The organism is Kitasatospora sp. CB02891 (assembly GCF_002803145.1).
GTDB lineage: Bacteria > Actinomycetota > Actinomycetes > Streptomycetales > Streptomycetaceae > Kitasatospora > Kitasatospora griseola.
In genome coordinates this window covers 681,022-696,239 of record NZ_NNBO01000001.1, presented here as the reverse complement: position 1 = coordinate 696,239, position 15,218 = coordinate 681,022, and the positions used below count along the sequence as shown (strand labels likewise).

The 15,218-nt window shown below is 72.9% G+C and carries 16 protein-coding genes; 9 read left to right on the top strand and 7 right to left on the bottom strand.

From position 1 onward, the window contains the following. Position 1 precedes the first annotated feature (1 nt). On the top strand, positions 2 to 928 hold the full coding sequence (locus CG736_RS03320) for a VOC family protein (RefSeq protein WP_157815384.1): 927 nt from the start codon (positions 2 to 4) through the stop codon (positions 926 to 928). 3 nt (positions 929 to 931) lie between these two features. Beyond that, the gene (fdxA, locus tag CG736_RS03315; protein WP_100584594.1) at positions 932 to 1,258 is read left to right on the top strand and encodes a ferredoxin; all 327 of its coding nucleotides are present in this window, start codon (positions 932 to 934) and stop codon (positions 1,256 to 1,258) included. Here fdxA and CG736_RS03310 read toward each other — a convergent pair. After that, positions 1,253 to 2,260 (bottom strand): LysR substrate-binding domain-containing protein, encoded by a 1,008-nt coding sequence (locus CG736_RS03310; RefSeq protein WP_232733755.1) that lies wholly within the window; start codon positions 2,258 to 2,260, stop codon positions 1,253 to 1,255. The genes fdxA and CG736_RS03310 overlap by 6 nt on opposite strands. A gap of 93 nt (positions 2,261 to 2,353) precedes the next feature. On the opposite strand from CG736_RS03310, the gene CG736_RS03305 reads away from it, so the two are divergent. After that, the gene (locus CG736_RS03305; RefSeq protein ID WP_100584592.1) at positions 2,354 to 3,592 is read left to right on the top strand and encodes a cytochrome P450; all 1,239 of its coding nucleotides are present in this window, start codon (positions 2,354 to 2,356) and stop codon (positions 3,590 to 3,592) included. Positions 3,593 to 3,704: 112 nt separating this feature from the next. Here the strand turns inward: CG736_RS03305 and CG736_RS03300 are convergent, their stop codons facing one another. From CG736_RS03300 to CG736_RS37415, 3 genes are all read right to left on the bottom strand, one after another. Then, positions 3,705 to 4,535, bottom strand: a complete 831-nt coding sequence (locus tag CG736_RS03300) for a thioesterase family protein (RefSeq protein WP_100584591.1) — start codon at positions 4,533 to 4,535, stop codon at positions 3,705 to 3,707. Between the two features lie 88 nt (positions 4,536 to 4,623). After that, complete coding sequence (locus CG736_RS03295; protein WP_100584590.1) at positions 4,624 to 5,607, bottom strand: GlxA family transcriptional regulator; 984 nt, start codon at positions 5,605 to 5,607, stop codon at positions 4,624 to 4,626. Between the two features lie 193 nt (positions 5,608 to 5,800). Beyond that, positions 5,801 to 6,184 carry a hypothetical protein gene (locus CG736_RS37415; RefSeq protein WP_232733827.1) on the bottom strand — a complete coding sequence of 128 codons (384 nt, stop codon included), beginning with the start codon at positions 6,182 to 6,184 and terminating at the stop codon, positions 5,801 to 5,803. Here CG736_RS37415 and CG736_RS03290 point away from each other — a divergent pair. The 4 genes from CG736_RS03290 to CG736_RS03275 all read left to right on the top strand — a co-directional run bounded on the left by CG736_RS03290 (position 6,072) and on the right by CG736_RS03275 (position 10,968). Continuing rightward, entirely contained in the window at positions 6,072 to 7,208 is a 1,137-nt protein-coding gene (locus CG736_RS03290; RefSeq protein ID WP_232733754.1) for an MFS transporter, read from the top strand. The genes CG736_RS37415 and CG736_RS03290 overlap by 113 nt on opposite strands. Positions 7,209 to 7,340: 132 nt before the next feature. Further along, positions 7,341 to 9,191 (top strand): asparagine synthase (glutamine-hydrolyzing), encoded by a 1,851-nt coding sequence (asnB, locus tag CG736_RS03285; RefSeq protein WP_100584588.1) that lies wholly within the window; start codon positions 7,341 to 7,343, stop codon positions 9,189 to 9,191. 150 nt (positions 9,192 to 9,341) lie between these two features. Next, positions 9,342 to 9,581 carry a hypothetical protein gene (locus tag CG736_RS03280; protein ID WP_100584587.1) on the top strand — a complete coding sequence of 80 codons (240 nt, stop codon included), beginning with the start codon at positions 9,342 to 9,344 and terminating at the stop codon, positions 9,579 to 9,581. Next, positions 9,568 to 10,968, top strand: coding sequence for an amidase (locus CG736_RS03275; protein ID WP_100584586.1), 1,401 nt, complete (start codon positions 9,568 to 9,570; stop codon positions 10,966 to 10,968). Before CG736_RS03280 ends, CG736_RS03275 begins: the two co-directional genes overlap by 14 nt. On the opposite strand, the gene CG736_RS03270 is transcribed toward CG736_RS03275, so the two are convergent. From CG736_RS03270 to CG736_RS03260, 3 genes are all read right to left on the bottom strand, one after another. Beyond that, positions 10,953 to 12,173 carry an alanine racemase gene (locus CG736_RS03270; RefSeq protein ID WP_100584585.1) on the bottom strand — a complete coding sequence of 407 codons (1,221 nt, stop codon included), beginning with the start codon at positions 12,171 to 12,173 and terminating at the stop codon, positions 10,953 to 10,955. The genes CG736_RS03275 and CG736_RS03270 overlap by 16 nt on opposite strands. A gap of 153 nt (positions 12,174 to 12,326) precedes the next feature. Continuing rightward, entirely contained in the window at positions 12,327 to 13,364 is a 1,038-nt protein-coding gene (locus CG736_RS03265; protein WP_100584584.1) for an ABC transporter substrate-binding protein, read from the bottom strand. A 96-nt stretch (positions 13,365 to 13,460) separates the two neighbouring features. Further along, a complete protein-coding gene (locus CG736_RS03260; RefSeq protein ID WP_100584583.1) occupies positions 13,461 to 13,793 on the bottom strand; it encodes a hypothetical protein in 333 nt (110 codons plus the stop codon). A 152-nt stretch (positions 13,794 to 13,945) separates the two neighbouring features. Between CG736_RS03260 and CG736_RS03255 the strand changes: the two genes are divergently transcribed. After that, the gene (locus CG736_RS03255; protein WP_100584582.1) at positions 13,946 to 14,680 is read left to right on the top strand and encodes an SseB family protein; all 735 of its coding nucleotides are present in this window, start codon (positions 13,946 to 13,948) and stop codon (positions 14,678 to 14,680) included. Between the two features lie 182 nt (positions 14,681 to 14,862). Beyond that, complete coding sequence (locus tag CG736_RS03250) at positions 14,863 to 15,216, top strand: beta/gamma crystallin domain-containing protein (RefSeq protein ID WP_100584581.1); 354 nt, start codon at positions 14,863 to 14,865, stop codon at positions 15,214 to 15,216. Positions 15,217 to 15,218: the final 2 nt, after the last annotated feature.

Here is a 15,218-nt window from a genome sequence, read left to right as displayed (position 1 = left end):
GATGTCCGTGCCCCGACGACCCGCCAACCCCGAGCGCTGGTTCCGCACCCGGCCCGACTCCTCGGCGCTGCCCCGGCCGCGGCTGCTCGCCCGGTCGCTCATCGACGTGCGTGACCTCGACGATCACCTCGCCTTCTACGAGCGCCTGCTCGGCGTGCCCGCCGACCTGCGGATGCCCATCCCCGACTTCGGCGGCCTGGAACTGGCCGCCGTCGGGAACCTCCTCCTCATCGCCAGCGAACGCCCCTTCACCGCGGTCCAACGGCAGACCGCCTACTCCCTGATCGTGCCGTCGCTCGACCGGCAGCTGGCGCTGCTGGACGGCACCGGCACCACCCTTCTCGAACCGCCCGAGCCCATCCTGCCGGGAGCCCGGGCCCGGGTCCGCTACCCCGACGGCATGGTGGCCGAACTGGTCGAGCACCGCCCGTGGAAGGGCGAGGAGGCCCGCCCGTCCGAGGGCCGGGACGGCGGCTCCACCGACCCGCACCTCGCGGCTCCACGGCTACTGGTGCGGCGCGCCGTGCACGACGACGACTTCCCGGGCGCCGTCCGGCTCTACGAAACGCTGCTGCAGACCTCCGCGACCGCCGCGCCCGAGCTGACGGGCCCGCGGCGGGCCCGCACGGCGATCGTGGGGAACCTCCTCCTGGTCGGCCTGGCCGCGGTCCCGAGCGCCCCGCAGCCGCAGCTGGCCCTGATCACCCCCGCGGGGGAGCAGCCGACCTCTCCCGCCCCCGGGACCGCCGGCGCCGTCGTGCTCCCCGGCCCGGTCACGGCCGAGCTCTGGAGCGAGCACCTCGCGGCGACCCGTGAGCCCCTGCGGCCACCGACGGCCGAACAACCCGACGCCGCCGGCGAACAGCGGGGCGAGGGCCACCTCGCGGCGCTGCCCGCCGGCGCCGACACCCGGAAAGTGGAGGACTGAACCATGGCTTTCGTCATCGCCCAGCCCTGTGTGGACGTCAAGGACAAGGCGTGCATCGAGGAGTGCCCCGTCGACTGCATCTACGAGGGCCCGCGCAAGATGTACATCCAGCCCGACGAGTGCGTCGACTGCGGCGCCTGTGAGCCGGTCTGCCCGGTCGAAGCGGTCTTCTACGAGGACCACGTGCCGGCCGAGTGGGCGGACTACGCCGCTGCCGACCGCGGGTTCTTCGTCGAGCTCGGCTCGCCCGGCGGAGCCTCGGCGACGGACCCCGCGGACGCCGACCACCCGCTGGTGGCGGCCCGGCCGCAGGCCGATCCGGCGTCATGAGACGGTCCCGGTGCCGGCCGCCGCACGGTGCCCCCGGCGCTGCCGCGGCAGCGGGACCGTCGCGCCGGTTGCCGGGGAAGCACGCCGCGTCGCGGCCGCTGCGCCCGCGACCCGCTCGCGGCAGAACGCGGCGAACGCCGCCGCCCGCCGGGTGGGCCGGGTGCCCGAGAGCCGGGCCAGCCCGACCGGGAGCGGGGCGACGTCGTCGGCGATGCGCCGCACCTGAAGGCCCAGCCCTTCGTAGCTGACGGCCAGGGCGGGGCGCTGGATCAGCAGGGAGTAGCCGGCGCCGCGGGCGACCAGGCTGCGGACCGTCTCGAAGCTCTCGGTGCTGTACCGGATCCGGGGGCTGACCCCGGCGGCGGCGAGCACCTCGGTGAAATAGCGGAGGCTGGGCGGCACGTCGAGCATGATCATGTCGTGCTCGGCGAGCTCCGTGAGCCGGACCGCCTCCGCCCCGGCCAGTGCATGCCCCTGCGGCAGCAGGACGTGCGGCACGACGGAGTACAGCGCGTCGAAGTCGATTCCGGCCTGAATGTCGGCGCCGTAGAGCAGGGCCAATTCGCATGTTCCCTCGCGCAGCAGATCCTGCAATTCGTCGAGGGATCCTTCGACGAAGTCGAGGGTGACATCGGGACAAACGGTCCGGAATTCCTCCAGCACGCACGGCAGCAGGAACGGCGCCAAGGTGCTGAAACAGCCGATCGTCAGCCGGCCGGCCAGCCCGCGGCCCGCCTCCCGCATTCCGAGCCGGAGTTCCTCGCTGCGGGCGAGCAGCGCCCGGGCCTCCGGCAGGAACAGGCGTCCGGCGGGCGTGAGGGTGAGCCCCTTCGCCTTCGCGCGGACCAGCAACTGCACTCCGAGCTGGTGCTCCAGCTCGCCGATCCCCGCGGACACCGCGGACTGCGAGACGTACAGCAGCTGGGCGGCGGCGGTCATCGTGCCGACTTCGGCGGCCGTCACGAAATAGTCCAACTGACGCAGGCTCATGCGCTCAGCCATGAGAAAAACCCGGGTTTCCGTCCATATCAATCACCTTTCCAGGAGAGCCGGGCCCGGCGACACTGGAGATCACCGAACCCAGGAGGTTCCGTCATGACGGACGCGATGGCGTGCCCCGTCAATCACAGCTTCGATCCGCTGGGCGACGCCTATGTCGCCGACCCGTATCCGATCCTTTCCGGAGTGCGTGAAGAGGCTGCGGCTTTCTACGCGCCGGCGATCGACATGTGGGTGATCACCCGCTTCGACGACATCCAGAGCGCCTTGATGGACCCCGGGACGTTCTCCGCGGCGGTCGGGCAGCGTCCGGTCTTCCCACTGGCCGAGGAGGCCCAGTCCATCCTCAAGGCCGGCTTCCACGCCTACCCGGTGATGTCCGACTGCGACCCGCCCCGGCACACCCGGATCCGCCGCCACAACCAGAAGGCGTTCTCCGCACGACGGATCGCGACCCTGGAGCCGAAGGTCTGGGCCAAGGCCACGGAGCTGGTCGACGCGATCGAACCCGGCGTGGTCGACCTGGTGTCGGCGCTGACCTATCCGCTCCCCGCGTACATGATCTTCACGTTCATCGGCTTTCCCGATGAGGACATGGACATGTTGAAGTCGTGGTGCGGCAACCGCATCGCCTTCAGCTGGGGCCGGCCGACGGTCGACGAGCAGCGCGACATCGCCAACAACATGGTCAACTACTGGCAGTACTGCGAGGAGTTCGTCGCCAAGCGCCTGGCCGAACCGGTCGACGACTTCACCAGCGACCTGATCCGCATCCACCAGGCGGATCCCGAGAGCCTGTCGATCCCGGACATCACGAACGTCGCGTACGGGCTGAGCTTCGCCGGTCACGAGACCACCACGAGCTTCACCGGCAACGCGGTCCGCCGGCTGCTCGTCAACCGCGGGCAGTGGGACGACCTGTGCGCCGACCGGTCGCTCATCCCCAAGGCCGTCGAGGAGATCCTCCGCTACGACAGCAGCATCCCCGCCTGGCGACGCATCACCACCAGGGCGGTCACCGTCGGCGGGGTCGAGATCCCCGCGCACGCGAAGATCCTGCTGCTGCTCGGCGCGGCCAACCGGGACGCGAAGCACTTCGAAGCCCCGGAGACCTTCGACGTCCACCGCGAGGACTCCCGCAAGCACCTCTCCTTCGGCCAGGGCATCCACTACTGCATAGGCGCCCCGCTCGCGCGCATGGAGGCGCGGATCGCCCTCGACCTGCTGGCCCAGCGGGCGCCCGGGATGCGCCTCGTCGAGGACCAGGACTTCGACTTCCCCGCCAACGTCTCCTTCCGCGGCCCGCGCAAACTGCTGGTCGACTGGCCGCAGTAGCCGGCGCCTCCCGTCGCCGGTCCCGGTCGCCGTGCGGCCGGCTCGCCGCGCATCCGCCGCCGGCCCTCCCGCGCCTCCACGTGCCGGAAGGGCCGGCGACGAGCTCCCGCAGTCAGCGTTCATCGACCAGCAGCGTCTGCAGCACCCGGCCGCAGTCCCCCACGACGTCGGCCAGCCGCCCCTGGGCCAGACCCGAGCCGTCGGGGCTCGCCTCCGTGGTGGAGCGCAGGCAGAGCCACTCCCCGACGGGATCGCGGTGCAGGAGCAGCGTCACGTCGGTGTTGATGACGAACCGCCCGCGGTGGTCGAGCTCGAAGGCGACGGCCCAGTTGCTGTCCGCCAGCGTCAGCGCGCGGGTCAGCGGCGTGTCCTCGTGACCCGCGAGCAGCGGGACGCGCTGACGCGCCCAGACCGTGCCGGGCCCCATCGTGTCGAAGCCCCTTCCCGGCTCGAACCGCCACTCCACGGCCGCGATGTAGCCGTCCAGGTGGGCGTCGGCCATGGTGTGCGGTGGCTGCGCGTCGGGCAGCGGCGGGGGCTTCGGCCCGGGGTACAGGGCCGGGGTGTCCGGCGGGCTCGCGGCCAGCCGCCAGGCCCGGGCCAGCATCACCGTCTGCCCGCCGGAGCTGATCTCCCCCTCGACCAGTTCCGCGCGCCGGCCGGAACGCACGGTCCGTACCTCGACCCGGAGTTCGGCGACCGGGACCGGACGCGGCAGTTCCACCGTGACCCGGGCGATCCGCAGGCCCTCCCGCGGCTCGTGCCGTTCCAGCGCCCGCCCGAGCAGGGCCGACGGGGGACCGCCGTGCTGGAACTTCGCGCTCCACGGCCCCGCGGTGGCCGGACTGCTGGCGAACCTGCCGGGCCCCAGCTCGCGGTAGAAGGCCTCGGGCAGGTGCGGTGGTACGGACCGCGCCTGCACGGACGCGTCCTCGGTGTTCATGAACGGGTTCTCCCTTCGGGGCTGCGGAAATCGATCAGGGGCGTCGTGGTCGGGGAGCGCCGCGGGGCCGCCCTCCCGGAGGCCGGCGCTACGCCGACGGCACCGGACTCCAGTCGCCCCGGCCCCGGCCGCGGAACCAGCGCCGGTAGGAGTCCGGCGGCACCCCGACCGAGCGGCTGAAGTGCCGGCGCAGGGTGGCCGCCGTGCCCATGCCGGTCTGCGTGGCGACCTGCTCGATGCTGAGGTGGGTGGTCTCCAGCAGCCGCTGGGCGAGTTGAACGCGCTGGGTCAGGAGCCACTGGAGGGGGGCCATGCCGGTGCCGGCCCGGAACCGGCGGACCAGGGTGCGGCGGCTGACGTTCGCCTGCTGCGCCATGTCCTCGACGGTCACCTGCTGGTCCAGCCGCCCGGCGGCCCAGGACAGCACCTCGGTGAGCACCCGGTCCTCGGCGCCGGGCTCGGACGGGGCGGAGGGCGGCGCCTGCTCGTCGGCGGTCTGGTGGGGCATGACCAGCCGGTGTGCCAGGGCCTTGGCGACGGCGGCCCCGTGGTCCAGCCGAACCAGGTGCAGGAACAGGTCGATGGTGGCCGCCCCGCCGGCGGAGCTGAGGATGTCGCCCTCGTCGACGTAGAGGGCGTCCGCGTCGACCCGCACGCGGGGGTACCGGGCCGCCAGCAGGTCGGCATGGGCCCAGTGGGTGGCGACCCGCCGCCCGTCCAGCAGGCCGGCCGCCGCCAGCACGAAGGCGCCCGTGCCGGCGGAGACGATGCGCGCACCGGCCTCGTGCGCGTCGCGGATCGCGTTCACCAGAGCAGTGGGCGGCGCCTGCGTGAGGTCCGGCCAGCCCGGGACGATCACGGTGTGGGCCTTGGCCAGTTCGTCGAGACTGCACAGCCGATCAATACGGCATGCGTCACAACTCTGTACAGGGTCCACGACGTACGCGGCGAAGTCGTACCACGGATCGACCAGACCGGCGCCGGCGCGATTGACGCCGAACATCTCACGCGCGGCCGCAAGGTCGAGGCTTGAGATTCCTGCAGCGAAAACGAGGGCTATCGGGATCGGCATGGCTCATACCGTCACCGTCGAACCGGCCCGGGTCAATGCGGATTTGCCAAAGTATCCGTGAATTGCCGCGACGCGGCGCCGGCCCCGGAGAAGAGTCCGACGCCCTGCGGATTCAGCGTAGCACCGGCGGCGGGCCGGGCACGCCAGTTCCTGGTCGGCAACCTGCCCAAGTAGCAGCCGACTTGACGCCCCTTCAGGCGCGGCCGTCGCCCCGGAAAGGCCGCTTCGACCTGCGGCAACAGTGCTCCGGGGCGGCGGATTCGGGCCAGCGGCCGTCCCTCGTAACGGTGATGTCGTAAAGCCGCCAGCCCGCATCCCGGGGAACCTGCTGGACTTGCCGGGCACCGAAAGGCACTTCAAGGACGGAATTCATGGCTTCAACAACTACCGCCACTTCGCACCCCGGCGGAACCGGCCTGCCGGCCCGATCACCAGTGATCGAATGGCTGGCCGTATTGTCAGTAATGCTGGGGATCTTCTCGATCGTCACCACCGAGATCCTGCCGATCGGCCTGCTCACTTCGATCGGATCCAGTTTCACCATCTCGGACGGGATGGCAGGACTGATGATGACCATGCCCGGATTCCTTGCAGCGATCTCGGCGCCGCTGGTCACGATGGCGACCGCGCGCATCGACCGCCGGAAGATGCTGTGCGCGTTCATGCTGCTGCTGGCCCTGGCGAACGGCCTGGCCGCCGTGGCGCCGGACTACTGGCTGGTCCTGGTGTCGCGGGTCATGGTGGGCATCACCATCGGGGGGTTCTGGTCGATCGGGGCCGGACTCGCCGACCGGCTGGTGCCGGCGGAGAAGGTCGGCCGGGCCGTCTCGGTGATCTTCTCGGCCGTCCCGCTGGGATCCGTGCTCGGCGTCCCGGTCGGCACGTTCATCGGCGATGTGGCGGGCTGGCGGACGGCGTTCGTCGTCATGGGCGTCCTGACGGTCGGCGTGCTCGTCATGCTGCTGCTCGTCATGCCGCCGCTGCCGCCGATCGAGACCACCCGGATGAGCGTGCTGGGCGGGATGTTCCGCAGCGTGAACACCCGCTTCGCCCTGCTGCTGACCTTCCTCATCGTGCTGGCCCACTTCGGGACCTACACCTACGTGACCCCGTTCCTCGAACAGGTCACGCATGCGGGCCCCAAGCTGATCACCGTCTTCCTGCTGATCTACGGAGTCGCCGGAATCGTCGGCAACTTCGTGGGCAGCTCCCTGGTCGCCCGGCGTCCCCGCGTCGGGTTCGGCGCGGCGGCCGCCCTGCTCGCCGGGGCCACCCTGCTGCTGCCGGTGCTCGGCGGCTCGAACGTCGGGGCGGTGGCGCTGCTGATCGTCTGGGGCGTCGCCTACGGAGCGGTCCCCGTGTCGTCCCAGACCTGGTTCGCCAAGGCGGCGCCCAACGCGCCCGAGGCGGCCTCGGTGCTGTTCACCGCCTCCTTCCAGGCGACGATCTCGATCGGCGCGCTGGTCGGGGGGAGCATCGTGGACCGCACCTCCCCGTCCACGGTCATGACCCTCGGCGGCGTCACGGCCGCCCTGATGGTCCTGGTCACCTTGATCCACTTCGCCCGCGGTCTCAGCTGGCCGAGCGCCACGCGCTCCTGAGCGGCTCGTAGACCTGGTTCCTACCGTCACCCCCGGGTCGCCCGGAATCCCGTCCCGCACGGGATTCCGGCGCCCCGCCGCGGCCCGTGCGCCGCGCCCCCGGTGCCACACCTTACGGAGAGGACAACACACATGTGCGGAATTGTCGGCTGGGTGGACTTCGAGCGTGATCTGACACTCGAGCGCTCCACGATCGACGCCATGACGGAGACCATGGCCTGCCGCGGTCCGGACGCCGGGGGAACCTGGCTCGACCGGCACGCGGCCATCGGTCACCGCAGGCTGTCCGTGATCGACCTGGAGGGCGGCCGGCAGCCGATGGTCGCGGAGGAGGACGGCCGCCCGCTGGCCGTCCTGACCTTCAGCGGCGAGATATACAACTACCGGGAGCTGCGCGCCGAGCTCGTCTCCCGGGGCCACCGCTTCCGTACCGAGAGCGACACCGAGGTCGTCCTGCAGGCCTACCTCGCGTGGGGCCAGGGCATGGTCGACCGGCTCAACGGCATGTTCGCGTTCGCCGTCTGGGACGTCCGCCGCGAGGAACTGCTCCTGGTCCGCGACCGGATGGGCGTCAAGCCGCTCTACTACTTCCCCACCCGCCACGGGGTCCTGTTCGGCTCGGAGCCCAAGGCGATCCTGGCGAACCGGGAGGTTCCCCGGCGGGTGAACGCCGACGGCCTGCGGGAACTGCTGGACATGGTCAAGACCCCTGAGCACGCCATCTTCACCGGCATGTCGGAGGTCCGCCCCGGGCACATCGTCCGGCTGACCCGCCAGGGCCTGAGCAAGCACCGGTACTGGGCGCTCGAAGCCAAGGAGCACACCGACCCGCTGGACAGGACGATCGGCACCGTGCGGGAACTGCTGGAGGACATCGTCTCCCGGCAGCTCGTCTCCGACGTCCCGCTGTGCAGCCTCCTGTCCGGCGGCCTGGACTCCTCGGCCGTGACCGCGCTCGCCGCCAAGGCCCTCAAGGCCGAGGGCGCCGGCCCCGTGCGCTCCTTCTCCGTCGACTTCGTCGGCGCCGCCGAGAACTTCGTGCCGGACCCCCTGCGCAGCACCCCCGACGCGCCGTTCGTCCGCGACCTCGCCGAACTCGTCAAGGCGGACCACAAGGAGATCCTGCTCGACAGCGACGACCTGAGCGACCCGGCGATCCGCGCCGCCGTGCTGGCCGCCACCGACCTGCCGCCCGTGTGGTACGGGGACCTGTGGCCCTCCCTGTACCTGCTCTTCCGTGCCGTGCGCGAACGGTCCACCGTCGCCCTGTCCGGCGAATCGGCGGACGAACTCTTCGGCGGCTACAGCTGGTTCCACGACCCGGAGGTGCTCACCGCCGAGACCTTCCCCTGGCTCACCACCACGCCCGGCCCGTTCTACGACGGCACCCCGCTGTTCGACCGGAGCCTCCTGGGACGGCTCGACATCCCCGGGCGCCGGCGCCAGAGCTACCACGAGGCGATAGCCGAAGTCCCCGTGCTCGCCGGGGAGACCGGTCTTGAGAAGAGGATGCGGGAGCTCGGCTACCTCAACCTCACCCGCTTCGTGAACACCCTCCTGGACCGCAAGGACCGGATGAGCATGGCCGTGGGCCTGGAGGTCCGCGTCCCGTTCTGCGACCACCGGCTCGTCGAGTACGTCTTCAACACCCCCTGGGCCATGAAGAAGTTCGACGGCCGGGAGAAGAGCCTGCTGCGCGCGGCCACCCGTGACGTGCTGCCCCAGTCCATCGTGGAGCGCGTCAAGGCCCCGTACCCGAGCACCCAGGACTCCGGTTACGAGAAGAAGCTCCGCGACCGGCTGGCGGAGGTCATCGCCGACGGCAAGGCGCCCATCCTGCCGCTCCTGGACCTGGACCGGGTCACGGACCGCCTGAACCGTCCCGTCAGCTCCGAGAGCACGCAGATCACCCGCATCGATCTGGAGGTGCCGCTCTCGATCAACGCGTGGCTCGAGAAGTACGACGTCACCGTGGACCTGTGACCCGGCCCCACCCCGCTCCCCTCGTACGGCCCCCGCGCACCGCACGCCCCGCGTGCCGGCCGTGACCGGCACGCGGGCCTGATTCCGCCCGGCGGCCCTGTCGACTCCCCGGTCAGCAGGGCCGTCGGGCTTTCCCGAGAGGAAGCGTCAGTGTCCTTGCCCACCGTCCCGCCCGAGCCGGCCGCCCAAGGGGCCCCGCCCGCACCGCACCCGGACCCGCCGCCGGTGGACGACCGGCTCCTCGCGGCCATCGAGCTGAGCAGCCGGCTCCACGGCCAGATCGGCGCACTGGGCGAGCTCGACCTCATCGGGGTCGCGCCGGCGCCGGTCTTCCACGCCGTCGACGACCCCGCGGCCGCGCCCGGAGGGTCCGACGATGCAGCCCTATGAGCTCACGCTCGCCGCCGCCGCCGAGGCCGTCGCGGCGAAGGACCTCTCGCCCGTCGAGCTGACCGAATCGGTCCTGGGACGCCTCGACGAGACCGAGGGCGGCCTCCACGCGTACGCCACCGTCACCGCCGAGGCCGCCAGGACGGCGGCGGCACGAGCGGAGCGGGACGTGCTGGCGGGTCGGCACCGCGGCCCCCTCCACGGAATTCCCTTCGCGCTCAAGGACAACATCGACACCGCCGGGGTGCCGACCACGGCCGGCTCCCGGGTCTGGGCCGGCCGCCTGCCCGCGGCGGACAGCACGGTGGCCGCCCGGCTGGCGGCCGCGGGCGCCGTGCTGATCGGCAAGACGCACACCCACGAGTTCGCCTACGGCCTGATCACGCCCCGGACCACCAACGCCCGGCACCCCGGCCGCATCGCCGGCGGCTCCAGCGGCGGTTCGGCGGTGGCCGTGGCGGCCGGTTCGGCCGTCTTCGCGCTGGGGACCGACACCGCCGGCTCCATCAGGGTCCCCGCGGCCCTCAACGGCGTCGTGGGACTCAAGCCCACCTACGGCCTGGTCTCCCGGCACGGCGTCGCACCGCTGTCGTGGTCCCTGGACCACGTCGGCCCGATCACCCGGAGCACCCTCGACGCCGCCCTCGTCCTCGACGCCCTCGCCGGCCGCGATCCGCGCGACCCGGCGAGCATCGCCCCGCCCCGCACCCTTGGTGCGTACGAGGGCTCGACGGACCTGCGGGGCCTGCGCATCGGCATCCCCCGGAACCACTTCTTCGACCGGGTGACACCGGACGTGGAGGACGCGGTCCGGGCCGCCGTCGACCTCCTCACCGGCCTCGGCGCGACGGCGGTCGAGGTGGAGGTCCCGCTGACCGACTACCTGCTGCCCGTCGTGTGGGGCCTGATGGGACCGGAAGCGGCCTCCGCCCACGAACACCACCTGCGGCACAGCCCGGACCTGTTCGGCGAGGACGTGCGGGTGCTGCTCGAAGCCGGGAGTCTCCTCCCGGCCGGCGACTACCTGCGGGCGCAACGCGCCCGCGCCGTCGTCCGGCAGGCCTGGCGCGACCTGTTCGGCCGCATCGACGCGATCGCCGCACCGACGGTCGCCTGCACGGCCACCGAGCGCGAACAGTCCGAGGTGCACTGGCCGGACGGCTCGACCGAGACCGTCACCGACGCGTACGTGCGACTCACGGCGCCGGCCAACGTCACCGGTCTGCCCGCCCTGACGCTACCGATCGGGCTGGACGGCGCGGGCCTTCCCATCGGCCTGCAGCTGATCGCGGGGGAACTCGCCGAGCCCGTTCTCCTGCGCATCGGAACCGCCTACGAAGCAGCCCGCGACACCAGCGACTCCCGGACGGCCTACAGGAAGGCGTGACCCTCGCCGCGGTAGGTCGGCACGGTCTCCACCACCGCGTCGCCCTCCACCAGGTGCAGCTGTGCGAACCGCTCGCACAGCTCGCCGGCCTTCGCGTGCCGGAACCACACCCGGTCGCCGATCAGCAGGTCGTCCGCCGCCGACCCCAGCAGTGGCGTCTGCACCTCGCCCGCGCCCTCCTGCGGGTCGTAGCGCAGACCGGCCGGCAGGTACGGGACGGGGGAGCGGTCCGCCCCCGCCGGGCCGGACGCCGGGTAGCCGCCGCCGAGCACCGTCACCACGCCGACCCCGGGCCGCCGCACCACCGGCTGCGCGAACAGCGCCGCCGGACGGCCCCGGAACGAACGGTAGTTGTCGAACAACCGCGGAACGAACAGGCCCGAACCGGCCGCCACCTCGGTCACCGCGCGCTCCGCCACCGTGGACTCCACGCTGCCGGTGCCGCCGCCGTTCACGAACTCCAGCTCCGCGACCTGCCGCACCCGGCGCACCACCTCGGCCCGCCGGTGCGCCAGCTCGGCCCGCGCCTTCGCCTGCATCAGCCGGATCGCCGCCGACCGCACCGCCCGGCCCGGAACCGCGTCGCCGACACCCGCCACATGGCCCTCGTACGCCATCAGCCCGACCACCTGGAAGCCGCGCCGCCCGTTCACCAGCTCGGCGAACCGGCCCAGCTGCTCGGGCGTGCGCAGCGGCGACCGCCGCGCCCCGACCCGGACCCGGCCGCCCAGCAGGTGCAGCGAGGTGTCCAGCTCCAGGCAGACCCGCACCGTCGCCGAACCCTCCCGGGCCGCGTCGATCAGATCCAGCTGCGCCACGTCGTCGACCAGCACGGTCACCTGCCGCGCCAGCTCCGGATCCGCGGTCAGCCGCCCGAACCCGGCCCGGTCCGCCGACGGGTACGCCAGCAGCACGTCCGTGAACCCGCTGCGCACCAGCCACAGCGACTCCGCGAGCGTGAAACTCATGACGCCCGCGAAGCCGTCCCGGGCCAACACCCGTTCCAGCAGCGCCCGGCAGCGCACCGACTTGGACGCCACCCGGACCGGCTTCCCACCGGCCCGCCGCACCAGGTCCGCCGCATTGGCGTCGAACGCCGCCAGGTCGACGATCGCCAGCGGCGCGTCCAGGTGGGCCGTCGCCCGGTCGTACCGGGCGCGCTCGGACACGGTGCCGCCCGGAGCGGTGGTTTCAGCGAGAGCCATGGCCGCAGACTGCCACATCCCCCTACCGGGCGGTAGGCCCCCGTTCCGGGTAGTTCATCAGACTGATTTCCCGACTTCTCCACGCCCGCCTGCCGGGCGTGCGCGCGCCGACGAGTGCCCGCCCCCGCCCCGGGGCGGGCACCGTCGTTCCGCTCAGCCGGTGTGCAGCACCCGCCACCGGCCCGGTGCGGCCGGGTCGCGGTCGGCCACCTGGACGGGAGCCCAGGCCCACTGCCGCACGCCGATCCCCGGCACCCGGTCGAACCGGATCGGCCCCCGGCTGCCCGTCACTCGGACGTCGGACCAGTCGGCGGCGCCCGAACCCGCCATCGCCGCCAGCACGGTGACGGTGTCCCAGCCCTCGAACGCGACGAACGACGGCTCCGCGCCCAGGTGTGCGCGCAGCGCCGCCTCGACCCGCGCGCCGAGCGGGTCGAGGCGCTCCGGCAGGTAGCGCAGGAACGGGACCCCGGCGGCGTCCGCGCCCAACAGGCGTTCCCACTCGGCGAATTCGGGCTGCCCGGCCGGCGCGCCGATCAGCACACCGGCCAGCCGCCGGTCCCGGCGGACGGCCCGGACGATCGGGACCGCCGGGTCGGGGAAGCCCGTCAGCAGCAGGACGGCGCTCGCGCCCGACGCGGCGAGGGCGTCGCCGACCGTGCCGGGATCGGCGTCCAGCTCGACCACGCCGCCGCCGTCCGCCGCGAGGCGCTCGTGCAGGATGCGGGTGCCGGCCTCCCAGTACGCGCCGCGCTGGGTCGCCACCGCGACGCGGCGGTGGCCGGCGGCGAGCAGGAACTCCGCGTACACCCGCCAGCCGTGCGACTGGGCGGGCGCCAGTCGGGCCACCAGCTCCGTCGGGCGGTCGGTCAGGGCGTCCAGCACCGCCGACGAGCAGAGGAACGGCACCCCGAGCCGGTCCGCCCGGGTCGCGGCCGCCCGGGCCGCCACGCTGTGGAACTCGCCCGCGATCGCGCGCACGCCGAGCGCGGCCAGCTCGTCGACCGCCGCTGCCGCCCGCTGCGGATCGGCCGCCGTGTCCCGCACCAGCAGCTCCACCGGCCGCCCGCCGACGCCCGCCGCCTCGGCCTCCCGGACGGCCGACTCCATTCCGCCCAGCAGCTGCTGACCCGCCTCGACCCAGCCCGGCCGGCTCAACGGAGCCAGCACGCCGATCCGCAACCCACCCATGCCCGCACCACTCCCGCCCGACGATCCGCCCACACCGGGTGGGCCCGTCCGATCATCATGGCGGCACCGGGCGGAGGCGGCGGTCGGCGGCCCGGGTCAGCGGACGGAACGCGCCGTGCCACCGGCCTTCCGGATCTGCTCCACCAGCTTCGCGGCGGTGGCCGCCGCCTCCGAGACCAACTTGGCCGCGTCCCCGGCCTGCGGGTCCGCGGTCAGCCCCGGCAGCGCGTCGGCCTGCTGCCGCAGCAGATCCGCGAGCGCGACGGTCAGCCTCTCCATCTGCTCCAGCGAATTGACGGCGTCCGCCGGCCGGTCCCAGGCGGCGTGCCCGCCGGCCACGTCCTTCGCCGCCTCGGCCACCGCCTCGGCCGCCCTGCGGACCGCGAACATCGGGTCGTACCCCACGATCTCCCCTTCCACCGGCACCATCTGCGCCCAGCGTGCCGCACCGCCGCCGCGTCCGCGGGGCGAACCGCCGGAGCCACGCGCACAGGAGCCGGCCGCACTCCTCCCGCGGCGCGCCCGCGCCCCGCACGCGCACCGCCGACCGCCCCGACGTAAACGTGGCATACGCTCGACGGGTGGAGCGCAAGAACATCCCCGATCCCGGGTTCGCCGAGGACGACGGCACCGCCGACCCCGTCCTCGCCGCAGCCCTCGCCGCCTGGCAGCAGGACCCGTCCACCGAGGGCGAGTTGCTGTCCGCGTTGACGCCGAGCCGGCTGATGGTGCCGATCGTGGCCGTGCTCGGGGAGGTGGAGTACGACGAGAACGGGCACAAGCGCGAGAAGACCAGCGACATGGCGGTGCCCGTGCTGGAGTCCGCCGACGGCCGGCGCGCCCTGCCCGCGTTCACCTCGATGGAGACCATGGCCGCCTGGCGCGCGGACGCCCGGCCCGCGCCGGTGGCCGCCCCGCAGGCCGCGATGGTCGCTTTCTCCGAGCGCGCCGAGATCCTGCTGGTCGACCCGGCGGGCCCCGTCACCTACCTGCTGACCGGCGCCCGCCTGCGCGCCGTCGCCGAGAACCGGCCCTACCTCCCGCCGCACGCCGACCCCGAGGTGCACCGGGCGCTGCGCGACCTGCTCGCCCCCGAGCCGGAGATCGCCGCCGCCCACCTGGTCCCCTCCACCGAGGCGGACGCCACCCTCGCCCTGGTCCTCGCCGACCCCGCCGCCGACCCCCGCCCGCTGGCCACCCGCCTCGCCCAGGCCCTGGCCGCCGACGACACCCTGCGCCTCAGGCTGGACCACGGCCTGCAACTGGCGTTCCTGCCCCGGCAACTCGACCAGAAACCGTTCTTCGCCCGTCCCTGACAAGCGCCCTGACAAGCGCCCCGACAACTGCCCTGACACGAACGGGTGAAGTCGCGCGGGGGTGGTTCGCGTTCGGAGTGTTGCGGCCGAACGGGGGACCGCCCTCGCTAACTTGAGGGCTCCCGGAGCGGGTGGGCGGCAGTGGGCCGTTCGCCGGCCGGCTTCGTGCGAAGGGGAATCCCGTGTTCTCGAGGACCAAGAGGGTCGTCTGTTCGCTGGCCACGGCGTTCGCGGCGGCGATCGCGTTCACCATCACCGTGCCGAGCGGCCACGCGTTCGCCATCGACCACGTGCAGTGCGTCGGCGGCGAGAACTTCCTGAAGATCTGGTCGCACCTGGACGGCCGGCAGAGCGTCGACTGCTATGCCAACGGCGGCACCACCGACTTCGGCAGCTGGTGGGTGGACCGCATCTCCACCGGCAACAACGACCTGATCTACTACGACGTCAACGGTGACTCGGTGCGGATCGACCGTTGGACGGACATCACCTTCCCCAACAACCCGCCCCGGGTCCGGGCCATCCAGATCGTCTGAAC